The sequence below is a fragment of the uncultured Allobosea sp. genome, assembly GCF_945957345.1.
Lineage (GTDB): Bacteria > Pseudomonadota > Alphaproteobacteria > Rhizobiales > Beijerinckiaceae > Allobosea.
In genome coordinates, this window is record NZ_CAMFKW010000014.1 from 1 (window position 1) to 20,671 (window position 20,671).

The following is a 20,671-nucleotide window of genomic DNA, read 5'->3' on the forward strand; positions in this document are numbered from 1 at the left end:
GCCAGCCGGTTCCGATCGTCTGGGAAGAGGATCTCAAGGCCCCGCTGCCCAAGGGTGGGGACGAGGATGGAGCGGGCGTCGTCGCCCACTGACCTCAGGTCTTGAAGGAACGAACCGCTGGCGCGCAAGCGCCGGCGGTTTTTGTTTGGGCGAGCGGTCAAGCCATTGCGGCAAGGCTTGCCCATGACCACCTTGAACTGGCTCCGCCACCGCCCGAAGGCAGGCCGATGAAGTTGCGACGCCCTCCACGACCAAAATCGAAACCGGACCGCTGGGCCGCGTTCGATGGTCTGCCGGCGCCGGTACGACAAGCGCTGGCGGAGGCGGATCGTCCCCTGGATCCGCTCAAGCTGGTCGGTGTCGCCGATGTCGAGGACGCGGTCCGCAGGGTTGCGCGATTGGACGACGCTGCGAGGCGGCGGGGATAGGTTTGGCGATCGGCCGGCCAATCGCAGGCGGGGGTGGCTTGGCCATCCGCGTCCATGGGCTACGCGATAGCCGCTGCAACGGCCGGCTTGACCGAGCGTTCCACGCCCGCCAACAGCGCACAGCAATGGCATGGCAAGGATGCCGGCGCCACGCGGGCTCAGAATGACGAGGGAATATCAGAAGCTTGGATAATGGTGGGCGGTGACGGGCTCGAACCGCCGACCCTCTCGGTGTAAACGAGATGCTCTACCAACTGAGCTAACCGCCCCTGCGGTCGCGTTTAAGGCCTTGGCCGCCGCATCGCAAGCGCTGTCGACGCGCTGCCCGCAAAGGTACTCAGGCGGCCGAATTCCGCCATGTTCATCGTCACCTTGTCGGAGCCGCTGGAGGTGGCCTGCTTGACCCGTGATCGTCGTTTTCCACGCCTTGCTTTTGCTGGCTCATGCCTGGGGCTCTTCCTCGCCGCCGGCCAAGCCGGGGCGCAATCGCTCCTGCCCGATTCCTTCTTCGCCGATCGTCCGGCCTTCTCTCAGCCGGAACAGGCCGGGACGCCCGCCAGCTGCGAGACCATAGCAACCCAGCTTCCCGATTCGATGCCGCCCGATTCGCGAGTCGACATGGCGATTGCGGGAACGGTGAGTCTCCTCCGGACGGATGGAGCGCTCTGGTATGTCGCGGTCTGCGCCGAGCCGGGCGTTCGGGTTCTCTGTGTGACCTATGGCGCCGGCGATCTGAAATTGGGCGATATGGCGGTCCTGCGCGGCGGATATAATCGCCAGGACAAGCGCCATGTCCTGCTCGATCCCTGCCTGGCATCGCCGTGGACCGGGGGCGACGGCGCCGAGCGATAGGCGAGGGCGAGGATAATTTTCCCCAGATGCGATTTTGCCGGCGTCACTCGCTTGACACTTTCGGCCGGGGGCAATACTCACCACGTCGCTGACGGCGAATGCCTCAGCCGCCCAGCGCGGGCGTAGCTCAGTTGGTTAGAGTGCCGGCCTGTCACGCCGGAGGTCGCGGGTTCGAGCCCCGTCGCCCGCGCCATTTAAATCAAGGGGTTATCGGCAAGCCCCCTGCTCCTCTTACAAATCCCCGCCCGGCATCGCAGACGTTCCATCGTGTTTTGTCCGCCGAGGCGTGGCCCGATCGCGTCCGCGTTCCGCTCCGTCGCTGGGTTGGCCGGGTTGTCGGACTTTCAGCTTTGGCAAGCTCGGTTTGCCGATCAAATTCCGGTCGCCATGCTGTCCGCCTCGAGGGGCGCGCTCCAACCCTAGCCACCATCGGTATCGACCGCCATCCTATCTCGGTCCTCGACCCCGGCACTCTTCGATTCATGCCGCGGCGCCAGCCAGTTCGAAAAGGCGTCGAGATAGAGATAGATCACGGGTGTCGTGAATAACGTCAGCAACTGGCTGACGAACAAGCCGCCGACCATGGCGTATCCAAGCGGCTGCCGGATTTCCGAGCTCGTCCCATGGCCCAGCATCAGCGGGACGCCCCCGAGGAGAGCTGCCATGGTGGTCATGAGGATCGGACGGAAGCGCAGCAGGCAGGCGCGACGGATGGCCTCCAGGGAAGAGAGCCCCTGGTCGCGCTCGGCCGCGATCGCGAAGTCGATCATCATGATGCCGTTCTTCTTCACGATGCCGATCAGCAGGATCAGGCCGATCAGCGCGATCAGGCTGAAATCGAAGCCGAAGAGCAGGAGGATAGCCAGCGCTCCGACACCCGCCGAGGGCAAGGTGGAGAGGATGGTGAGCGGGTGAATATAGCTCTCGTAGAGGATGCCGAGGATCAGGTAGACGACGACCAGCGCGGCCAGGATCAGCATCGGCACCGAGGAGAGCGAGGCCTGGAAGGCTTGGGCCGTGCCCTGGAAGGATGTGGTGATCGTTGCCGGCAGGTTCATCGCCCGTTCCAGCGCGGCGATCGCGTCGGTTGCCTGTCCCAGCGCGACGCCGGACGCCAGATTGAAAGAGATCGTCACCGCCGGGAACTGGCCCTGGTGGTTGATGACCAGCGGCTGCGCCGGGGCCGTGCTCCATTTGGCGATGGCCGAGAGCGGCACGCTGCCCCCCGTCGTCGCAGAGCGCAGATAGATCTGCTCCAGCGTCGCGGTCTTCTTCTGCAGGGCTGGCAGCACTTCCAGCACGACGTAGTAGGTCGAAAGCTGCGTCGCGTAACTGGCGATCTGGCGCTGCCCGAAAGCGTCGTAGAGCGTGGCATCGATGATGTCCGGCGTCAGCCCGTAATGGGCCGCCTGATCGCGGTCGATCGTCAGCGTCAGGGTGGAGCCGGATGCCTGCTGGTCGGAGGCGAGGTCGCGCAATTCCGGCATCGCCTTCATTTTGTCGAGCAGCTTGGGGGCCCATTCGTTCAGTTGGGCGATGTCGGTTCCCTGCAGGGTGAACTGGTACTGGGTGCGGGAGGGGCGGCCACCGACGCGCACGTCCTGCGCCGACTGGAGATAGAGGCTGACGCCTTCGAGCCGGCCGGTCTGTTCACGCAATCGGCGGATCACAGCGTCGGCCGAAGCTGTGCGCTCCTCCCGCGGTTTCAGCGTGATGTACATCATGCCGTCGTTGAGGGTGCTGCCGTTCCCGCCCATGCGCATCGCCATGTGGTCGACGGCGGGATCCTTGAGAACGATGGCGCCGACTGCCTCCATGTGCCTGGCCATGGCCTGGATGGAGGAGTCCTGCGCGGTCTCGATCACGCCGGTGATCAGGCCGGTATCCTGCTGCGGAAAGAAGCCCTTCGGAATGATGACGAACAGATAGATGGTGAGCGCGAGCGTGGCGAAGAACACCATCAACGTGGTGAAGCGGAAGCGCAGCGCGACATCGAGGCTGCGCTCGTAGGCATTTGCGAGTGTCCGGAAGAGCTTCTCGCTGGCTTGATAGACCCGGCCATGATGCACCTCACGGATCGGTTTCATGAAGCGCGAGGCCATCATCGGCGTCAGGGTCAGCGCGATGACCGCGGACGCCAGGATGGCCATTGCGAGCGTGACCGCGAATTCGCGGAACAGGCGGCCGATGATCCCGCTCATCAGCAGCAGCGGGATCAGCACCGCAACGAGCGAGATCGAGATCGACACGATGGTGAAGCCGATCTCGCTGGCGCCCTTGATCGCCGCGGCCATGGGCTCCTCGCCGTCCTCGATATGGCGCGTGATGTTTTCCAGCATGACGATGGCGTCGTCGACGACAAAGCCGACGGCGATGGTCAGCGCCATCAGGGAGAGGTTGTCGAGGCTGTAGCCGGCGAACCACATCAGGGCGCAGGCGCCGAGCAGGGCGAGCGGCACGGTCAGTGATGGGATGATGGTGGCCCACAGGCTGCGCAGGAAGACGAAGATCACCATCACCACGAGCGTGATCGTCAGCAGCAGGGTAAACTGCACGTCCTTGACCGCCGCGCGGATCGTCTGCGTTCGGTCGGACAGCACGGCGACCTTGATGGCAGGCGAGATGCCGGCTGTCAGGTGGGGCAGGGCCTGCATCACCTTGTCGACCGTTGCGATGACATTGGCCCCGGGCTGCTTGAAGATGACCAGGAACACGCCGCGTTTGCCGTCTGCCCAGCCGGCCTGCGTGTTGTCGAGCGGTGCGCTGACCGCCTGGCCGATGTCGCGCACGCGCACGGGGTTGCCATCGCGATAGGCGATGATGACGTCGTTCCACGCCTTCGCATCGGTAAGCTGGTCGTTGGCGTAGATCGTGTAGGCGCGCGTCTCGCTATTGATGGTCCCTTTGGGGCTGTTGACGGTGGTCACGGAGAGTGGCGTGCGCACATCTTCAAGGGACAGCCCGCGCGCGGCGAGCTTCGCCGGGTCGAGCTGGACGCGGATCGATGGCGTCTGCTGGCCGCCGACATTGACCTGGCCGACGCCGCCGATCTGGCTGATCGCCTGGGCGAGTTTGGTCAGGGCTTCGTCGGAAACCTGGGTGAGCGGCAAGGTGTCGGACGTCGCACCGAGCAGCAGAATCGGCGAGTCGGCCGGGTTGACCTTGCGATAGGTCGGCGGGCTCGGCAGGTTCTTGGGCAATTGTCCGGAGGCGGCGTTGATGGCGGCGAGCACGTCTGCCGCCGCACCGTCGATGTTGCGGCCGAGATCAAACTGGAGAACGACCTGGGTCGAGTTGGCTTGGCTCGACGAGGTCATTTCCGCAACGCCGGGGATCAGGGCGAACTGGGATTCGAGCGGTTGCGCCACTGTCGCAGCCATGGTGGCGGGGTCGGCCCCGGGCAGGCTGGCGGAGACCTGGATCGTCGGGAAATCCACCTCCGGCAGGGGCGCAACCGGCAATTGCGGATAGGCGACGATGCCGACGAGCAGGAGGCCCGCCATCAGGAGCGAGGTGGCGATGGGGAAGCGGATGAAGGGGGTGGAGATGCCGCTGGCCATGGCTCATTCTGCCGCCTTTGCCGGAGCGGGAGGGGCGGCAGCGATCGGTTTGGCGTCGACGACGGCCCCGTTCTGCAGGCGAGCTTGGCCGGCGATCACGATCTTCTGTCCGGCGGTGAGCCCGGACAGGATCACTGCACGGTCGTCGTCGCTGGGCCCGACCTCGATCGGCTGGGCCATCACCTTGCCGCCATCGCCGATGACATAGGTGAACAGGCCGGAAGGACCGTGCATCACACCGCTCTCGGGAATGACGATGACCTGCTTGAGCGTGTCGACCCGCATCCGCGTATTGACCGAAAGCCCTGGCCAGAGTGCGTTATCCTGATTGGCGAACCGAGCTTTCAGGCCGATCGTGCCGCTGGCGACATCGACGGTGTTGTTGATGGCGACGAGCTGGCCCTGCGCCAGGGTTCGCGTGCCGTCCGAGGAGATCGCATCGACAGGGATCGAGCCCCCGTCATAGGCCTTGGCGATGGTCGGGAGCCGGTCCTGCGGCGCGGTGAACTGGACCGCGATCGGCTGCAATTGCGTGATGGTGACGATGCCATTGGCGTCGGTGGTGTGGACGATGTTGCCGGGATCGATCTGCCGAAACCCGGCCCGCCCGGTGATCGGGGAGCTGATCGTCGTGTAATCCAGATTGACCTGCGCGCTGTCGACCGCAGCCTGGTCGCCCTGGATCTGTGCCTTGAGCTGGTCGACCAGCGCCTGCTGCGAATCGAGGTTCTCGCGCGACTGGAAACTTCTTTGGGCGAGATCCTGGTATCGCTGCAGGATGATCTGGTTGTTCTTCAGATTGGCTTCGTCCTGGGCCTTCTTGGCGACGGCCTGGTCGAGTGCGGCCTGATAGGGCCGCTTGTCGATCTCGACCAGTTGGTCGCCCTCATGGACGATCTGGCCCTGCTTGAACAGCACCTTGTTGATCGCGCCGTCGACGCGACTTTTCACAGTCACTGTCTTGAAGGCCGAGACCGTGCCGAGGCTGTGGAGATAAACGGGATAATCCGCTTTTTGGACCTCCGCGAAGGTCACCGGGACCCGCTGTGGCGTGGCCGCATCAGCGCCAGCCGCAGGGGAGCGGCCGTGAAATCCACGCCATCCGAGATAGCCCGCTGTCGCGACGGCCAATACGGCAGCGAGCACCAACCAGCGGCCGGTTCCCCTCCACCCGTCTTCGCCGTTCTTGGTCATGCTCGCATCCGCCGAAAGACAAGAGCGTCACCCTGCTTCGCAGCGACGGCCTCCATCGCGGCTGCGCGAGAACAACGCGCTCATCGGCCACGAGTTTCAGGTTCGAAGCCGGCAATCTGCAGGTGGATCGCTTCCGCCGGTAGCCCGCATTCGAGCAAGCGAAGCCGAAAACAGCGATTTCGGCGGCGGAAACGGCGCGGAAATGCCTCCTTCCGGCGCGTCGCCGGTCCTCGATCCAATCGGGTCGCTCTCAATCTTGTGACGATGAGCGGACCTGATGGGCTGAGCCAGCAACCTTCCGAGGTTGCTGCCAATTGCTCGAGCAAGCCGGTAGTTTTGCTTCTCCCCAATCTTCCCGACAGCAGGCTCCCGTCACGGAGCTCGCATCTCTTCCGCATCAACGAGCTCGTTCAATTATAGGGACGTGGGACTCCCAATGAGACGGGCAAAGTCACGCTAGCAACCGCGGCAAATGTCATGCAGCTGTTTAAGTGTGTTGTCGCCGTTCTCGATCAATTTTTGATAGGCGCGTTCCTCTGCGTCGCGTGCCGCATTGCGTCGTTCCGATCGCTGCATTGCGGGCGAGGCATTCACGGTGAAGATACGAACACCCGCCTTTTGCGCATCGACTTCGAAATCCTTGAGCGGCTGGGAGATGCGCCAGCCATCGGCTTCCTGGGAGGTGTCGAAGGCAATCAGAAAGAATGCGGCCGGCGGTGCGCCGTCCAGGGCGCTTGGGGCGGTATCCTGGGAGACGAGCCGACCGTTGAAGGCGGACAGGCTCTCGGTCAATTTGGCCGTCATGGCAAGCGTCGCCGCGGCGTCCGTCGCAGACGTCATCTCAACCGCCGCATAGGTGCTGATGTCGGAGCGATTGGCGCGGCGTTCGCCGTGGATATGCAAGCCATGGCGGCCGTAGCCACCACCGAACCCTCCGCCGACATGGCCGCCGCCGCGGGCGCCCGCCAGCGAGGGGCAAAATGCGAGAGGGATGAGAAGGAGAAGCGAGACAGGTCTCAACACGATCATGCTCCGGTTGCTCGTGCCCCGAAGCGTGAGCGTCGCATAGGATTTGAGCAGGACTGCGAACGGCACGGAAAAACTCCCCCGGCGGCTGTTCGGATTTCCAAGGCCGCGCTGGCCGGACGGTGCGCCAGGGGGGAGGCCGGCCAAGCTGAAGACGGATAAGCGGTCTCCGCTTGCGCCATTCGCCGCGCCTGGGCTTCCGCGCTGCAAGGAACCGGTCGCGGCCCCTGCTCCTGGAGCCGGATCGGTCGAATGCTGGAGTATCGAAAATGTGTACGAGCAGACCCTATCGAAGTGGCTTCGTTTTCCTATGGTTCGGGCATGTCGTGGCGCCGATGTGCGAAGCTTACGACCAGGAAGGGATGGAGATATGCTCACCCTTACGATCAATGGACAACCACGCGAAGTCGACGCGCCCGCGGATACGCCGCTTCTGTGGGTGCTGCGCGACCACCTTAATCTGGTCGGCACCAAATATGGCTGCGGCGTCGCTCAATGCGGGGTCTGCACCGTGCATGTGGGTGGCAAGCCGGTGCGTTCCTGCCAGCTCGCGGTAGGCGATGTCGGCACCCGTGCCGTCGTCACCATCGAAGGGGTTGGCAATACGACCCACGGCGCCAGGGTCCAGCAGGCCTGGCTGGAAGAGGCCGTGCCGCAATGTGGCTATTGCCAGGCCGGCCAGATCATGTCAGCGGCGGCCCTGCTGGACAGAATTCCGCAGCCGAACGATGCCGATATCGATGCGGCCATGGCGGGCAATCTCTGCCGTTGCGGCACCTATATTCGCATCCGCCGGGCGATCAAGAACGCCGCCGCCAAACCGGCCTGATCATGAAAAAAGCCGTTGGTGTCGTCGTCGCGGTCATCGTCGTCGTCGCGCTTGGTTTCGCAGGCTGGCTGTTCCTTGGCCGCGATCAGATGTCCTTCGCCGGTGGCGCGACCGTGGAACTGGCCAAATATGCGGGCGGCAACGTCACCGGCGTACCAGCCCAGCTTGCCGATGCCGATTTGGTGAAGCGCGGCGAATACCTCGCCCATGCCGCCGACTGCCAGGCCTGTCACACTGCACCGGGCGGCACGCCCTTTGCCGGCGGATTTGCTTTCAATATGCCGTTCGGCACGATCTATTCGACCAACATCACGCCGGACAAGCAAACCGGCATCGGCAATTACACGGACGCCCAATTCCTGGCGGCGGTTCACAGGGGCATTCGCGCCGACGGCGAGCGGCTTTATCCCGCCATGCCCTACACCTCCTATGGCTACATCACGGACGCCGACGCGCTGGCGATCAAGGCCTATCTGTTCGCGCTGGCGCCGGTCAGCGCTCCCGCCAGACAGAACAAGCTCTCCTGGCCCTTCAGCCAGCGCGGCCTGCTGGCGGTCTGGAACGCGATGTTCAATCCCGGCGAACGCTTCCGCCCCAATGCCGGGCAGAGCCCGCAATGGAATCGCGGCGCCTATCTTGCCGAGGCCATGGGCCATTGCGGCGAATGCCATACGCCGCGCAACCTTGCCTTCGCGCTCGACAATCACCGCAAGTTCGCGGGCGCGCTGACCGCCGGCTGGCGCGCCTACAACATCACCGCCAGCAAGGATTCGGGCCTCGGCGACTGGAGCGACCGCGACCTCTATTCCTACCTCTCCACCGGCCATGCCGAAGGGCATGGCGGCGCGGGCGGGCCGATGGGCGAGGCTACCGACAATAGCCTGAGCTATCTGGTGCCGGAGGACGTGAATGCCCTGGTGACGTATTTGCGCAGCATACCCGCCCAGGCGACGGACCTCCCGCGCACCGTCACCACGCCGGCACCGGCCTCCTACAGGGAGGGCGTGGCGGTCGCGGACGCCAATGCGCGCGGCGAGAAGGTCTTCGCCGGCGCTTGCGCCAGCTGCCATGACTGGACCGGGGTGAGCCCGGTCAGCGGCTATGCCACACTGACCGGCGTGCGCGCGGTGAACGACCCTAGCGCGACCAATGTGGCCCAGACGGTGATCAACGGCGTCGATCGAAAGACGGGCAGGGGTATCGCGATGCCGGCCTTCGGTCAGGGCTATTCAGACGACGACATCGCAGCCGTGGCCAATTACGTCACGGCCCGTTTCGGAGCCAAAGGCGCCCGGTTGACGGGCCAGGATGTGGCCCATCTGCGGATGCAGACGGCTCAGGAGCCTAAGGAGGGATCCAATGACTGACATCCAGTCCGGTTTTTCCCAATCCGACGCCTATCTCTCAGCCTTGATCGACGAGCTCCGTTCGTCGCCGACGGCGCCCAAACCGCCTGTGACGATGCACCGGCGCACCTTCTTCAAGCTCACCGGCGCGGGTGCCGCGGGGCTGGTGCTGGGCTTCTACCTCGGGAACGAGGCACGCGCGGCCGAGACGCCGAATGTCGATGCCGGCAGCCGCGGCGCGGCGGGCGAAGAAAACCGGGTGATGAACGCCTTCATCCGCATCGCGCCCGACAACACGATCACGATCTATTCCAAATGCCCCGAGATCGGGCAGGGCATCAAGACCTCCTTCGGCGTGATCATCGCCGAGGAGCTTGATGCCGACTGGAGCCACGTTGCGATGGAGCAGGCCGAGATCAACCCCAAGGTCTATGGCAGTCAGGGCGCCGGAGGATCGACCTCCATCCCGCGCGCCTGGAATCAGTTGCGCCAGGCAGGCGCCGGCGCCAAGGCGATGCTGGTCGCCGCCGCAGCACGGCAATGGGACGTCGACCCGTCAGAGATCACCGCCCGGGATTCGATCCTGAGCCATGCCGCGAGCGGCAGGAGCGCAACCTACGGCGCGCTCGCGGCCACAGCGGCGACAATGCCCGTGCCCGATCCAAAAGCTCTGAAGCTCAAGAACCGCTCCGAATACCGCCTGATCGGCAAGCGCTATCGCGGTGTCGACGACCCCAAGGTCGTCACCGGCCAGCCGCTGTTCGGCATCGACGTTCAGCTGCCCGGCATGGTCTATGCCAGCTATACGAAATGTCCGGCCGCAGGCGGCAAGGTCGCGTCCTTCAACCTGGACGAGATCAAGGGGCAGCCTGGCGTGCTCGACGCCTTCGCCATCGACGGCACCGGTGTGATGGTCGAGGTGATGCCGGGCGTGGCCATCATCGCCAAGGACACCTGGAGTGCGTTGCAGGCGAAGAGGAAGCTCAAGGTCGAATGGGACCTGAGCGAGGCATCGCGGGATTCCTCCTCGCGGTTCTCGGCCCGGGCCAGGCAGCTGGCGACCGATTTTCCGGCGCGCGCCGATGTCAATATCGGCGATGTCGACAAGTCCTTCGGCGAGGCCGCCAAGGTCATCGAGGCCTATTACGAATATCCCTTCGCCGCCCATGCCCCGCTGGAGCCGATGAACGCGACGGCGCACTGGCATGACGGGGTGATGGAAATGTGGGTGCCGACGCAGCAGCCCGATCGCGGGCTGCCGCTGGTCGCGAAGGCGGCCGGCATCTCACAGGATCAGATCGTCATGCACCAGACACGCGTCGGCGGCGGGTTCGGACGTCGGCTCGTCAACGACTATGCCTGCGAAGCTGCGGCCATCGCCCGCAAGGTCGCTGCGCCGGTCAAGCTGCAATGGACCCGGGAAGACGATTTCGGCCATGATTTCTACCGGCCGGCCGGCTATCACCAGTTCAAGGGCGCGGTCGACAAGGGCGGCAGGCTCGATGCCTGGCAGGAGCATTTCATCACCTTCACCGCCGACGGCAAGAAGGAAGCCTCGGGCGCCAACCTGACCGACAATCTCAGATATTCGATCAAGGCGCCCAATCTGCGCCGGGGCAAGACCATGTTCCCGCTCAGGATTCCGACGGGGGCGTGGCGCGCGCCTGGTGACAACGCCCAGGTCTTCGCCGCACAGAGCTTCATGCACGAATTGTCGTTCGCCGCGGGCCGGGACCATGTCGAGTTCCTTCTCGACGCCGTCAATCGCGATGTGCCGGAGCTGGCGCCGAAGGACCAGAGCGTCAATTTCAGCCCCAGGCGGGCCGCGGACGTGATCCGGCTATGCGCCGAGAAAGCGGGCTGGGGCAGGGCATTGCCCAAGGGGAGCGGGCTGGGTTTGGCGTGGTGCTATTCCCACGCCGGCCATGTCGCGCAATCGGTCGAACTCAGCGTGGATGCCGACAAGCAGATCAGGATCGACCGCATCGTGGTGGTGCTCGATGTCGGCCCCATCATCGACATGGCGGGTTCGGAAGCCCAGGCCCAGGGCGCATCGACCGATGCCCTTTCCACCGCCATGGGGCTCAAGATCAACATCGAAAACGGCCGGATATTGGAGCGGAACTACAATGCCTATCCGATCCTGCGAATGCCGTTCGCGCCTACGACGATCGAGGCCCATTTCATCCAATCGGACCATTCCCCGACGGGCATGGGAGAGCCGGCCTTCCCGGCGCTGGCACCCGCGCTGGGCAACGCCATCTTCTCCGCCACCGGAGAGAGGGTGCGCCGCCTGCCGTTGCGCGATCTCGGATATTCGTTAGCCGTCTGAACGATCGCCTGTGCCGAAACGGAGGACGTTGATGGCCCTCGCTGAGAGTTCGCTGGACGCCGACAAGTCCTGTACAGGCCCGTTCCTGTCACGCGGTAAGGCCTCGGCCGGCACAAACCATTGACCGCCCTGTCGAAGATCGCCACGGTGATCGTCTTGCAAGGAGGGCGAGGGGACCCGCTCCACCTGAGGGTAATGGAGGTCCGGGATGGTTGTGGGGACGGCAAGCGCATCACGCGTAGGTCACGAGCGGATACTCTGGGAATTGCCAAAGCCGCCAGTGTCTCGCGGCGGCAGCGGCTTCGTCGTTGCGCCTCGGGCCTGGGTGTTAACCAGCCAGATGAGGGTTCCCCGCCGAGCGGAGCAAGCTAAACTCAGCTGCCCGCCACCGTATGATGACGACAAGCTCGCCGGTCATCCTGTTGCCGCGGGGCTTACAGCACGGCGCTCCAGGTCTCCCCGCAGCTATGGCCGCGAGCTCAAGCAAGGGCATTACCGGCAGACAGCTCCCTGTCCCTTCATCGTGCAGGTCGAGGTCATCCGCTCGTGGGTGAGCGGCGGCTCATAGCCGCCAGCCTCTTCGGGGGTGTAGTTCTGGCCGGTGCCTTGCATCCGTGCGCCATCCTCTGGGCCAGGAAACACCAACCCGCCACATCCTGTGAGAAGGAGGCAGCATGCTGCGGCAAGAAGCTGTTTCATGACTGGCGCGCCTCTTAGAGAGGGCGTGGCGTTGCTGACGCTAGACCGCCAGGCCCGTGGCTTCAGGATATGGGATGACGCGATAAAGGTGGCGGGCTCGTGACGAGTCGAAGCGATGTTCTTCCGGCAGCGGATTGTATTGGCCTAGTACATGCCAGCCATCACGGCGCGCGGCAATGATCAGGGCCCGGAAAATGCCCCGACTGGATGATGGCCGGTCGATGCCGCCGAAAGCAGGCTCGACGCATGTCCAGGTGCGCAGCCAGTCATCGCGGCTTTCCCGGTCCTTGTCGCGCTTTTGCCTGCTTGTGGGGGCGAGCCGCGTCGCAAGGCTTCAGTGCGCGGCCGCGACCGAGAGACCGACCACTTGATGCTTGGCGATCAGCCGACCGACGAGCCCGGTCCGGACCGCCGCGGCAACGAAGCTCTTCAGGTAATCGATCGCGATGCCGGAGGCCTTGGGCGTGCCGAGCGCCTGCTGGACCGCCATGAAGCGGCCCGGCAGCATCCGCGAGCCCGGCAGCGTCTTCTCATCCTCGATCAGCTTGGGCCGCAGACCCGCGAGCGCATCGAGCTTCTGGTCGACGAAGTGCCGGTAGGCGCCGTCGAAGCCTTCGCCGGTCACTAGTCCGGCCGCCTGGATGTTCCGTTCCAGCCAGAGACCATAAGCCGTGCGCGCAGCAACGGCGATGCGTCGTCCCTTCTGGTCGACGTCCGCCATCGATTGGAGGGACGAACCTGCCGGCACCAGATAGGTCGCCTCGATCTCGGTATACGCTGGGGTGAAGTCTATGATCGCGGCGCGTTGCGGCTCGGCGCCGACAAGAGCGACATCCCATTCGTCGCGCTCGGCCGCATCCGCAAGCGGGCCGGGCGATTCATAGGGGATGTATCGGAGCTGCAGCCCGAGGCATGCGGCCAGGATCGCCGCCATGTCCGGGGAGACGCCGGCTGGGCCACCATCGGCCGTCCGGCTGGAGACCAACAGGAAGTTCGAAAGGTTGATGCCGGCCCGCAGCGCGCCATGGCGCGAGAGCGTTCGGCGAACCGATTCGGGTGGCGTGCCGATGATCGCGCCGATCTGACGGGCTTCCTCGCTTATCATCGTCAGGCCGTCCGCAGGGGTTCGGCCACGAGCGCGCCGAAGCGCTTCGTGCCGGTCTTGCCGCCGAGATCGGGCGTGCGCGAGGCGGGATCGGTCAGCACGGTGTCGGTAGCCTTGTCGATTGCATGAGAAGCCTGCTCGAAGGCGGGCAGTTTCCGCTTTTCGCCGAGGCACTGCAACAGCATCCCGCAGGACAGGGGCATCGAGCCGGCGAGGCCGCAGCCGCCGGACAATTTGCTGGCGAGGTCCGAAGTCGAAGCGGAGTCCGAGGTCGAAGCGGTCGCGTGCGCGTTCCAGCACCGCCATCACGGCGGAGATGATCTCGGGGCCGATACATCGCGGGGAAGGACGAGGATTCTCGTATTGGTCTTGCTCCGGTCCCAGATGTTTTTTGAATTGGCTATTTGATTTTATAAAGCCAGTAATGGTGGGAGTGGCCTGCCGCGATTTGCCATCCTGTCGCAGACCTGCGATCACTCGCGCGGACCAACGGCTCCAGACATGCCCCATAGCCCTCTCGCTCTTCGCATCGCCAACGACATCGCCGCGCGGATCGGCATGGGAGAGTTCGGCACGGGCTTGCATCTGGCGACGGAAGTCCTTGCCAAGCGCTTCGAGGTTTCGCGTTCGCCGGTGCGGGAAGCGCTGGCCATTCTCTGCGAGCAGGGCGTCATCGAGAACCGGCGCAATCGCGGCTTCTTCGTGTTGCCAAGCGCGGAGCGCAAGCCGGGTGAGACGGCGCTGGAGCCCACTGGGGCAGATGAAAGCGACCTCTATTACGAGCTGGCGGAAGATTGGCTCAAGGACCGGATCGGCGCCGACCAGACCGAGCAGGCGATCCGGGATCGCTACAACCTCACACGCTCGCAGGCACAGGATCTTCTGTCGCGCGCTGCTCGCGAGGGCTGGGCCGAGCCGAAGCCGGGCTATGGCTGGAAGTTGCGGCAGGTCGCCAAGACCGCCGAAGCCTTCGAGGAAATCTATCGGTTCCGTGCGGTTATCGAGCCCGCGGCCTTGCTCGAACCGAGCTTCCGGTTCGATCGGGCGGTTGCGGCAGCGCTACGCCGGACGCAGGAACGCCTGGCCTCGGGCGATCTCAACGGGCTGGCGCCGGCAGCGATGACGGCTGCGGGCGCGGAGTTCCACGAAGGAATCATCAGGATGTCCGGCAATCCGATGTTCTTCCACGCGTTGGAGCGCGCCAACCAGTTGCGGCGGTTGGTGGAATACCGGCTCAAGGTGAACCCGCTGCGCATCGCGGTGCAGAGTTCCGAGCATCTGCAGATCCTCGATCTGCTCGCCAAGGGCGATAATCTGGAGGCGGCGCATCTGATGCGCCGGCATCTCAGCGGGGCGCTTGCCTCCAAATCGCCGGTCATCCATCTACGAAACGACGATGCTGGGCACGCCGCCTAGGCGCGTTCGATAAGCTCAGCAACATCGTATCCTGCGATGCCCAAATCTGTATGCTGTCAGTATTGGTTTTATAGATTGATAAAGCCAATTGATGTTGTTAGCTTCTTGTCGTGACGATAAGCAGCAGGAAGACGTGACATGATCGAGCGGCAGCATTTCATGCTGGTTTCGGCCGCCAGCGTCGACGCTCTGGCGAGCACGCGAAATCTGGAGCGCGATTGACCTCCCGGCTTGCCCCCGATGCGACCAAGGCGCTCGGCGAGCGCGATGGGGTCCCTCTCGCGCATTTCCCGACCTCGCGGGCGGGCACGGCCTGCCCTGAACTGATCATGCAGCCGGTGCTCTCTTCGCCCGATGCCGCCGTCCGGAAATTGCGGCGCCTGCTTGATTGAGATCGTGACGGTGAACAAGAAGGCCGAATGGACCTCCTTTGAGGCGGCTGGCCAGCGCTTCCATCGCCTCGATGTGGCGTCGCTGCTCGGGGCCGATTTTACGCGTCTGCCGCATGTGCTGCGGATCCTGCTCGAGAACGCGATGCGCTCGGCGCCGGCGGACGAGACGGCGCATTTGCCGCAGGCGTTTCGCGACTGGCTTGAGGAGGGCTCCAGCCTTGTCGAGATCCCGTTCCTGCCGAACCGGATCATGATGCATGATACGACCTGCGGCCCGGCGCTGGTCGATATCGCCGCGATGCGCGACGTGCTGGCCGAGAACGGCCGCGACCCCGACCTGCTGATGCCGCGCATTCCCGTCGACGTCTCGACGGACCATTCCTCCGGCGTCGATGTCTTTGGTCGGCCGGACGCCTTCCAGCGCAATCTGGAGAAGGAATTCGCGCGCAATGCCGAGCGCTACCGCCTGATGAAATGGGCGGCCGCGGCGATGCCGGGCATCCGGGTGCATCCGCCGGGGTCGGGCATCATGCACACGATCAACCTTGAGCGGCTGTCGCGCGTCGTCGTCAGCGAGATGCATCAGGGCGAACGCTGGGCCTTCCCGGACGCGCTGCTGGGAACCGATAGCCATACGCCGATGGTCAACGGGCTCGGCGTGCTCGGCTGGGGCGTCGGCGGTCTGGAGGCGGAGGGAGCGCTATTCGGTGTACCCGTCGTGCTGCGCATTCCCGATGTGATCGGTGTGAAGCTCACAGGCCGGTTGCGCGACGGCGTGCTCGCGACCGATATCGCGCTGGAGGTGACCCGCGCGCTGCGCGCCATCGGCGTCACCGGCGATTTCGTCGAATTCTTCGGTCCCGGGGTGTCGACGCTCTCGGTCGGCGAGCGCGCCGCGATCGCCAACATGGCACCGGAATACGGGGCGTCGACCGGGCATTTTCCGATCGACGACAAGGCGCTGGCCTATCTCGCGCGGATCGGCCGGCCGCCCGCGGATTGTGCCCTGGTCGAAACTTATGCCCGGGCGAGCGGGCTCTGGTTCGATCCTGAGGCCGAGCCGCGCTTCACGCGCGCGATCTCGGTCGATCTTGATGCGATCGAGGCCAGCGTCGCGGGGCCGCGCCGCCCGCAGGACCGGCTCGCCGCCGGCAGCACCCGCTCGGCTTTCGCGCCGCCGCTTGGGGGGAAGGGCGGGGGCGTCATCCCCGACGGTGCCGTCGTGATCGCGGCGATCACGAGCTGCACCAACACCTCTGATGCCAGCATGCTGGCCGCCGCCGGCATCCTCGCCCGCAAAGCCCGCGCCCGTGGCTTGCAGCCGCCAGACTACGTCAAGACCTCACTGGCGCCGGGATCGCCGACCGCCGAACGCTTCCTGCGCCGGGCCGGTCTGCTCGATGACCTGGAAGGGCTCGGCTTCGGCATCGTGGGCTATGGCTGCACGACCTGCATCGGCAATTCCGGGGCTCTGCTCGACGCCGTCAGGAGCGAGCTCGGCCGTGAGAGCTTTCGCCCCGTGGCGGTTCTCTCCGGCAACCGCAACTTCCCTGGCCGCGTCCATCCCGATCTCGAAAACGGGTTCCTGGCCTCGCCACCGCTGGTCATCGCCTTCGCGCTGGTGGGCACCGTCGATATCGATATCACGCGTGAACCGCTCGGCTTCGACGCAGCAGGCGAGCCCGTCATGCTCAGCGAGATCTGGCCGACAAGCGCCGAGATCGAAGAGGCGGTGACAGCCGGCTGGGACGTGGCCGATTTCGATGCCGCTTATCAGGAGGCTGCTACCCGCCCGCTCTGGGTCGATCTCGATGCACCGGCCGGGCCGCGCTTTCCCTGGGACCTGGCCTCGACCTATCTGCGCAAGCCGCCTTTCGTGCGCCCGCAAGGGTTGCTTCCGGCGAAAGGGCATGCCCGGTCGCTGCTGGTGCTCGGCGACGACGTCACCACCGACCATATCTCACCGGCGAACCAGATCCGCCCCGACAGCGCAGCCGGCCGGCATATCATCGCCGAGGGAGGCGATCCGGCCGACCTCAACGTCTTCGCCTCGCGGCGCGGCAACTTCGAGGTGATGATCCGCGGCGCCTTCACCAATCGGATGGCGGTCAACCGCCTGCTGGCGCCAAAGGCGCCGGCTGGCTTCACGCGCCACGAGCCTTCGGGCGATATCGTGCCCCTGACCGAAGCCGCCTCGCGCTATGCCAGTGAAAAGACGCCGCTGGTGCTCGTGGCCGGCGAGCGCTACGGCATGGGCTCGTCGCGCGACTGGGCGGCCAAGACCGTTGCGTTGCTCGGCGTGCGCGCCGTGATTGCGGCGAGCATCGAGCGCATCCATCGGACGAACCTGATCGGGATGGGCATCCTGCCGCTGCTGCTCCCGGCGGGAGCCCATCCGGACAGGTTGGACATTCGTTCGAGCGATCTCTTCGAGATCGACCTCGATCCTGAACGTCTGGCGCCGCGATGCGAGGTCCCTCTGGCGGTTCTTCGACCTCACGGCAGAACGCTTCGACTGGTGCTGCGCGCGGCGATCGAGACATCTCTGGAGATCACCTTGCTAAGGGCGGGCGGATTGATACCGCATGTCCTTGATGGCCTTCTCCGCGATGGTGGCGGGGAGTAGATGGCGAACGGGTCGATGACACCCCGCCGGTGAGTGGCCTTTCTCGACCTGTGGCGCTCAGGGCGCCGAGACGCCGGCCGGGACGCCATCGCGGGCGACGATCCTGCCGCCTTTGACCACGAGATGCCGCGTTGGCAGGTCTGCGACCGCCTCGGCAACGGTCTCGGCATCGACCAGCACGAGATCGGCCTTGCAGCCGGCGGCAAGGCCGTAATCCGGAAGGCCGAGCGCCTTCGCGCCGAGCGTGGTGCAGGCTTCGAGCGCGAATTCCAGATCCTCGTCGCGTGAGAAGCCGTTGCGCTGTCCGATCAGCGCGGCGCGCTCCAGCATATCGCCCCGGCCATAGGGGCTCCAGGTCCCGCGCGGCCCGTCGCAGCCGCCGCAGACGAGGACGCCGAGCTCGTGCAGCCGCTTGATCCGCGGTGCGGGGAAACCGGCGGGGCCCGCCGTCATCACGGCGATGCCGGCTTCGGCGAGACCGGCGGCGAGCGCGTCCTGCCGAGCCGGCTCGATCATGCCGAGGCAATAGGCATGGCTGATCAGCACGCGCCCCTGCAGGCCGAGCGCGCGGGTGCGCTCGATGATCAGCTCCATCGAGAAGGCGCCGAGCTCGCCGAGCTCATGCAGATGGATGTCGATCGGCTTGCCGAAGCGGTCGGCCATGCCGAAGATTACATCGAGATGCCGCACGGGATCGCGGTCGATCTCGGCCGGATCGAGACCGCCGACGATGTCGGCGCCCATCCGGAGCGCCTCCTCCATCAGTGCGACCGTTCCCTCGCGGATCAGCATGCCGCTCTGCGGGAAGGCGACGATCTGGATATCGACAAGGTCGCGATAGGCTTCGCGGGTCGCCATGACGCCGGCGATATTGGCCGTGCCGATTTCGGTATCGACATCGACATGGCTGCGGATCGCGGTGACGCCGAGCGCCAGCGTCTGCACGGCCTGGCGTGCCGATTGGCGAGCGGGATCGATGCCGAGGCGCTTCTTCTCGCGGCGGTCCGTCTCGATGCGATCGCTGCGGCGCGGGCCGTTCTGGTTGCGCCACCACGGCATGCCGATCAGGTTCTTGTCGAGATGGGTATGGGCTTCGACCAGGCCGGACAGCACCAACAGGCCACCGCCATCGAACGTCTCGATGCCGGCCGGGATCGGTTGGCGGGCATCGGCGAAGCGCCCATCCAGGATCAGGATGTCGGTGGCAGCGGCGCCCATCGGGCGGACGTTCTTCAGGAGCAGGGCGCTCATTGCGGCAGGCCTTCGCGGAGGAGGGGGAAGTGGTCGGCGAGGCCGGCGCGGTCGATCATCGTCGTGTAGGCGTCGCCGGCTTCCCGCAGCACGGCGGCGGGATCGACGCTCAGGACGCGGCGGTCCTGCATCAGCACCCGCCCGGCGACGACGACGCTCGCGACATCGGCGCCGTTGGCGAAGCGCGTCAATCGCTGGACCGGCTCGACGGGCGGCCACAGATGCGGCTTCGCCCAGTCCACGACGATGACGTCGGCGCGCTTGCCCGGTTCGAGCGAGCCGATCTGGTCGGCGAGATTCAGCGCCTTCGCGCCCTCGATCGTCGCCATTTCCAGCACCTGCCAGGGCGGCAGCACCGAATCGTCGTGGAAATGCGTCGCGTGATAGCGGTGCATGTGGAACATGCACCGGAACAGGTCGAAGGGCCGGTCCGGCGCCGGAGCATCCGAGCCGATCGCGACGATGACGCCCTCCGCTGCCAGCTCCGGCGCAGGGCAGCGGCCGAACACCGACATGAGCGCGCTGGGATTATGGGCGATGGCCGCACCTGAGGCGCGCAGCGCCGCGCGATCGGCCTCGGTCAGGTCGATCGAATGGGCGAAGACCGAATGGCGGGGGCCGAGCCCCACGGTCGCGGCGGCGGCTGCCATGCTGCCGTCGCGATGGCCGTCCTGCACCAGCAGGGCGCCCGTCTCCTCAGCCAGCTGCAGCGCGGCGCGGCTGAGTGCCGCCGGCGCGTTCTCGCCCGCGATGGCGAGATCGACGGCGGAAAACACCGGCAGGGAGACGGCGATCCGCAGCGTCGCGCCGGCATCCCCGTTATGGGCCTGGATCAGCCTGCGGGCGACAGCAATTTGCTCGCGCGGCAAGACCGGAATCTCACGACTCTCGGCGCCGTTCCACGAGAGGTACTGCGCCGGTCCATCGGGCCGGTTCGGGCCGACGGCCAGAACCTCGGCAACGCCGACCGAGCGCACGCCGTCGAGATGGGCGTCCGCTGCCTCCGGCGTTTCCGTGCGCATGATGTCGGGGCCGCCGCCCATCAGCAGCGCGGCCGTCGTCGTGCCGCACATCAGCCGCTCCAGAGCCGAGAGCCGGGCCTCGGCATGCCAGAATGCTGCGTCGGTTGCTCGTGCATAGATCCGCCCGGCGATGCCCATCCACTCGCCCGATGCCGAGCCGAGCCCCTTGGTCAGGCCATGGCCGGCATGGGCATGGGCGTCGACGAGCCCCGGCAGGATCAGGCCGCCGCGCGCATCCAGGCGGGTGAGGCCATCCCGCTCCGGCGCAAGGCCGGGCCCGACCGCGACGATGCGCTCGTCCTTAATCAGGACATGGCCGTTTGCGATGATCTCCCGTTGCGTCATCGGGAGCACGGTTCCATTCTCGATCGTCAACCACCCGGGCATGGCCTTCGCCTTCTTTGTTCGCGTTAAAATCGCATACAAAAATTTGCTCGTGTAGTATGCGATCTCGCTGGCTTCCCGCCAAGGTGTCGCGTGATGTTTCTGCTTATCCCGCGCCGATCGAACCGCCTGGCGATCATTCAGGCAGCGGTGATGACATGTTCAGCAATTTATCGTATACAATATTGCTACGTTTCTGTATGCATGCG

General features: G+C 65.4%; 14 protein-coding genes and 2 tRNA genes. 7 read left to right on the plus strand and 9 right to left on the minus strand.

The window, feature by feature from the left end:
* Window positions 1-621: 621 nt before the first annotated feature.
* Window positions 622-697: transfer RNA gene (locus tag Q0Q36_RS09105), tRNA-Val, on the minus strand.
* An 88-nt stretch (window positions 698-785) separates the two neighbouring features.
* Here Q0Q36_RS09105 and Q0Q36_RS09110 point away from each other — a divergent pair.
* Together Q0Q36_RS09110 and Q0Q36_RS09115 are read left to right on the plus strand one after the other, a co-directional pair.
* Window positions 786-1,280 carry a hypothetical protein gene (locus Q0Q36_RS09110; protein ID WP_293797513.1) on the plus strand — a complete coding sequence of 165 codons (495 nt, stop codon included), beginning with the start codon at window positions 786-788 and terminating at the stop codon, window positions 1,278-1,280.
* 116 nt (window positions 1,281-1,396) lie between these two features.
* Window positions 1,397-1,473 (plus strand) — tRNA-Asp (locus Q0Q36_RS09115).
* A gap of 226 nt (window positions 1,474-1,699) precedes the next feature.
* Here the strand turns inward: Q0Q36_RS09115 and Q0Q36_RS09120 are convergent.
* The 3 genes from Q0Q36_RS09120 to Q0Q36_RS09130 all read right to left on the minus strand — a co-directional run bounded on the left by Q0Q36_RS09120 (window position 1,700) and on the right by Q0Q36_RS09130 (window position 7,129).
* Complete coding sequence (locus Q0Q36_RS09120; RefSeq protein ID WP_293797515.1) at window positions 1,700-4,840, minus strand: efflux RND transporter permease subunit; 3,141 nt, start codon at window positions 4,838-4,840, stop codon at window positions 1,700-1,702.
* A gap of 3 nt (window positions 4,841-4,843) precedes the next feature.
* Complete coding sequence (locus tag Q0Q36_RS09125; protein WP_293797517.1) at window positions 4,844-6,034, minus strand: efflux RND transporter periplasmic adaptor subunit; 1,191 nt, start codon at window positions 6,032-6,034, stop codon at window positions 4,844-4,846.
* 456 nt (window positions 6,035-6,490) lie between these two features.
* Window positions 6,491-7,129, minus strand: coding sequence for a hypothetical protein (locus Q0Q36_RS09130; protein WP_293797519.1), 639 nt, complete (start codon window positions 7,127-7,129; stop codon window positions 6,491-6,493).
* 301 nt (window positions 7,130-7,430) lie between these two features.
* On the opposite strand from Q0Q36_RS09130, the gene Q0Q36_RS09135 reads away from it, so the two are divergent.
* The 3 genes from Q0Q36_RS09135 to Q0Q36_RS09145 are packed head-to-tail and all read left to right on the plus strand — an operon-like array spanning window position 7,431 to window position 11,567.
* Window positions 7,431-7,889: a (2Fe-2S)-binding protein gene (locus Q0Q36_RS09135; RefSeq protein ID WP_293797521.1), complete on the plus strand. Its 459-nt coding sequence runs from the start codon at window positions 7,431-7,433 to the stop codon at window positions 7,887-7,889.
* Window positions 7,890-7,891: 2 nt separating this feature from the next.
* Window positions 7,892-9,256: a cytochrome c gene (locus Q0Q36_RS09140; protein WP_293797523.1), complete on the plus strand. Its 1,365-nt coding sequence runs from the start codon at window positions 7,892-7,894 to the stop codon at window positions 9,254-9,256.
* Window positions 9,249-11,567: a molybdopterin cofactor-binding domain-containing protein gene (locus Q0Q36_RS09145; RefSeq protein ID WP_293797525.1), complete on the plus strand. Its 2,319-nt coding sequence runs from the start codon at window positions 9,249-9,251 to the stop codon at window positions 11,565-11,567. The genes Q0Q36_RS09140 and Q0Q36_RS09145 overlap by 8 nt, the downstream gene beginning before the upstream one ends.
* Window positions 11,568-12,600: 1,033 nt before the next feature.
* Here the strand turns inward: Q0Q36_RS09145 and Q0Q36_RS09150 are convergent.
* Window positions 12,601-13,371: a transporter substrate-binding domain-containing protein gene (locus Q0Q36_RS09150; protein WP_293797527.1), complete on the minus strand. Its 771-nt coding sequence runs from the start codon at window positions 13,369-13,371 to the stop codon at window positions 12,601-12,603.
* Between the two features lie 2 nt (window positions 13,372-13,373).
* Complete coding sequence (locus tag Q0Q36_RS09155; RefSeq protein ID WP_293797529.1) at window positions 13,374-13,604, minus strand: hypothetical protein; 231 nt, start codon at window positions 13,602-13,604, stop codon at window positions 13,374-13,376.
* A gap of 268 nt (window positions 13,605-13,872) precedes the next feature.
* Between Q0Q36_RS09155 and Q0Q36_RS09160 the strand changes: the two genes are divergently transcribed.
* Window positions 13,873-14,787, plus strand: coding sequence for a GntR family transcriptional regulator (locus tag Q0Q36_RS09160; protein WP_293797531.1), 915 nt, complete (start codon window positions 13,873-13,875; stop codon window positions 14,785-14,787).
* A gap of 68 nt (window positions 14,788-14,855) precedes the next feature.
* Here the strand turns inward: Q0Q36_RS09160 and Q0Q36_RS09165 are convergent, their stop codons facing one another.
* Entirely contained in the window at window positions 14,856-15,197 is a 342-nt protein-coding gene (locus Q0Q36_RS09165; RefSeq protein ID WP_293797532.1) for a hypothetical protein, read from the minus strand.
* On the opposite strand from Q0Q36_RS09165, the gene acnA reads away from it, so the two are divergent.
* On the plus strand, window positions 15,184-17,805 hold the full coding sequence (acnA, locus tag Q0Q36_RS09170) for an aconitate hydratase AcnA (protein WP_293797535.1): 2,622 nt from the start codon (window positions 15,184-15,186) through the stop codon (window positions 17,803-17,805). The two genes, Q0Q36_RS09165 and acnA, sit on opposite strands and share 14 nt — an antisense overlap.
* A gap of 57 nt (window positions 17,806-17,862) precedes the next feature.
* Here acnA and Q0Q36_RS09175 read toward each other — a convergent pair whose 3' ends face one another.
* Together Q0Q36_RS09175 and Q0Q36_RS09180 are read right to left on the minus strand one after the other, a co-directional pair.
* Window positions 17,863-19,056: an amidohydrolase family protein gene (locus Q0Q36_RS09175; RefSeq protein WP_293797538.1), complete on the minus strand. Its 1,194-nt coding sequence runs from the start codon at window positions 19,054-19,056 to the stop codon at window positions 17,863-17,865.
* On the minus strand, window positions 19,053-20,465 hold the full coding sequence (locus tag Q0Q36_RS09180) for an amidohydrolase family protein (protein ID WP_293797541.1): 1,413 nt from the start codon (window positions 20,463-20,465) through the stop codon (window positions 19,053-19,055). Before Q0Q36_RS09180 ends, Q0Q36_RS09175 begins: the two co-directional genes overlap by 4 nt.
* Window positions 20,466-20,671: the final 206 nt, after the last annotated feature.

Coding starts and splice junctions, on each gene's coding strand:
- Q0Q36_RS09175 (WP_293797538.1), bottom strand. CDS start 19,056: ATGAGCGCCCTGCTCCTGAAGAACGTCCGCCCGATGGGCGCCGCTGCC.
- Q0Q36_RS09125 (WP_293797517.1), bottom strand. CDS start 6,034: ATGACCAAGAACGGCGAAGACGGGTGGAGGGGAACCGGCCGCTGGTTG.
- Q0Q36_RS09150 (WP_293797527.1), bottom strand. CDS start 13,371: ATGATAAGCGAGGAAGCCCGTCAGATCGGCGCGATCATCGGCACGCCA.
- Q0Q36_RS09120 (WP_293797515.1), bottom strand. CDS start 4,840: ATGGCCAGCGGCATCTCCACCCCCTTCATCCGCTTCCCCATCGCCACC.
- Q0Q36_RS09160 (WP_293797531.1), top strand. CDS start 13,873: ATGCCCCATAGCCCTCTCGCTCTTCGCATCGCCAACGACATCGCCGCG.
- Q0Q36_RS09110 (WP_293797513.1), top strand. CDS start 786: ATGTTCATCGTCACCTTGTCGGAGCCGCTGGAGGTGGCCTGCTTGACC.
- Q0Q36_RS09135 (WP_293797521.1), top strand. CDS start 7,431: ATGCTCACCCTTACGATCAATGGACAACCACGCGAAGTCGACGCGCCC.
- Q0Q36_RS09180 (WP_293797541.1), bottom strand. CDS start 20,465: ATGCCCGGGTGGTTGACGATCGAGAATGGAACCGTGCTCCCGATGACG.
- Q0Q36_RS09140 (WP_293797523.1), top strand. CDS start 7,892: ATGAAAAAAGCCGTTGGTGTCGTCGTCGCGGTCATCGTCGTCGTCGCG.
- Q0Q36_RS09145 (WP_293797525.1), top strand. CDS start 9,249: ATGACTGACATCCAGTCCGGTTTTTCCCAATCCGACGCCTATCTCTCA.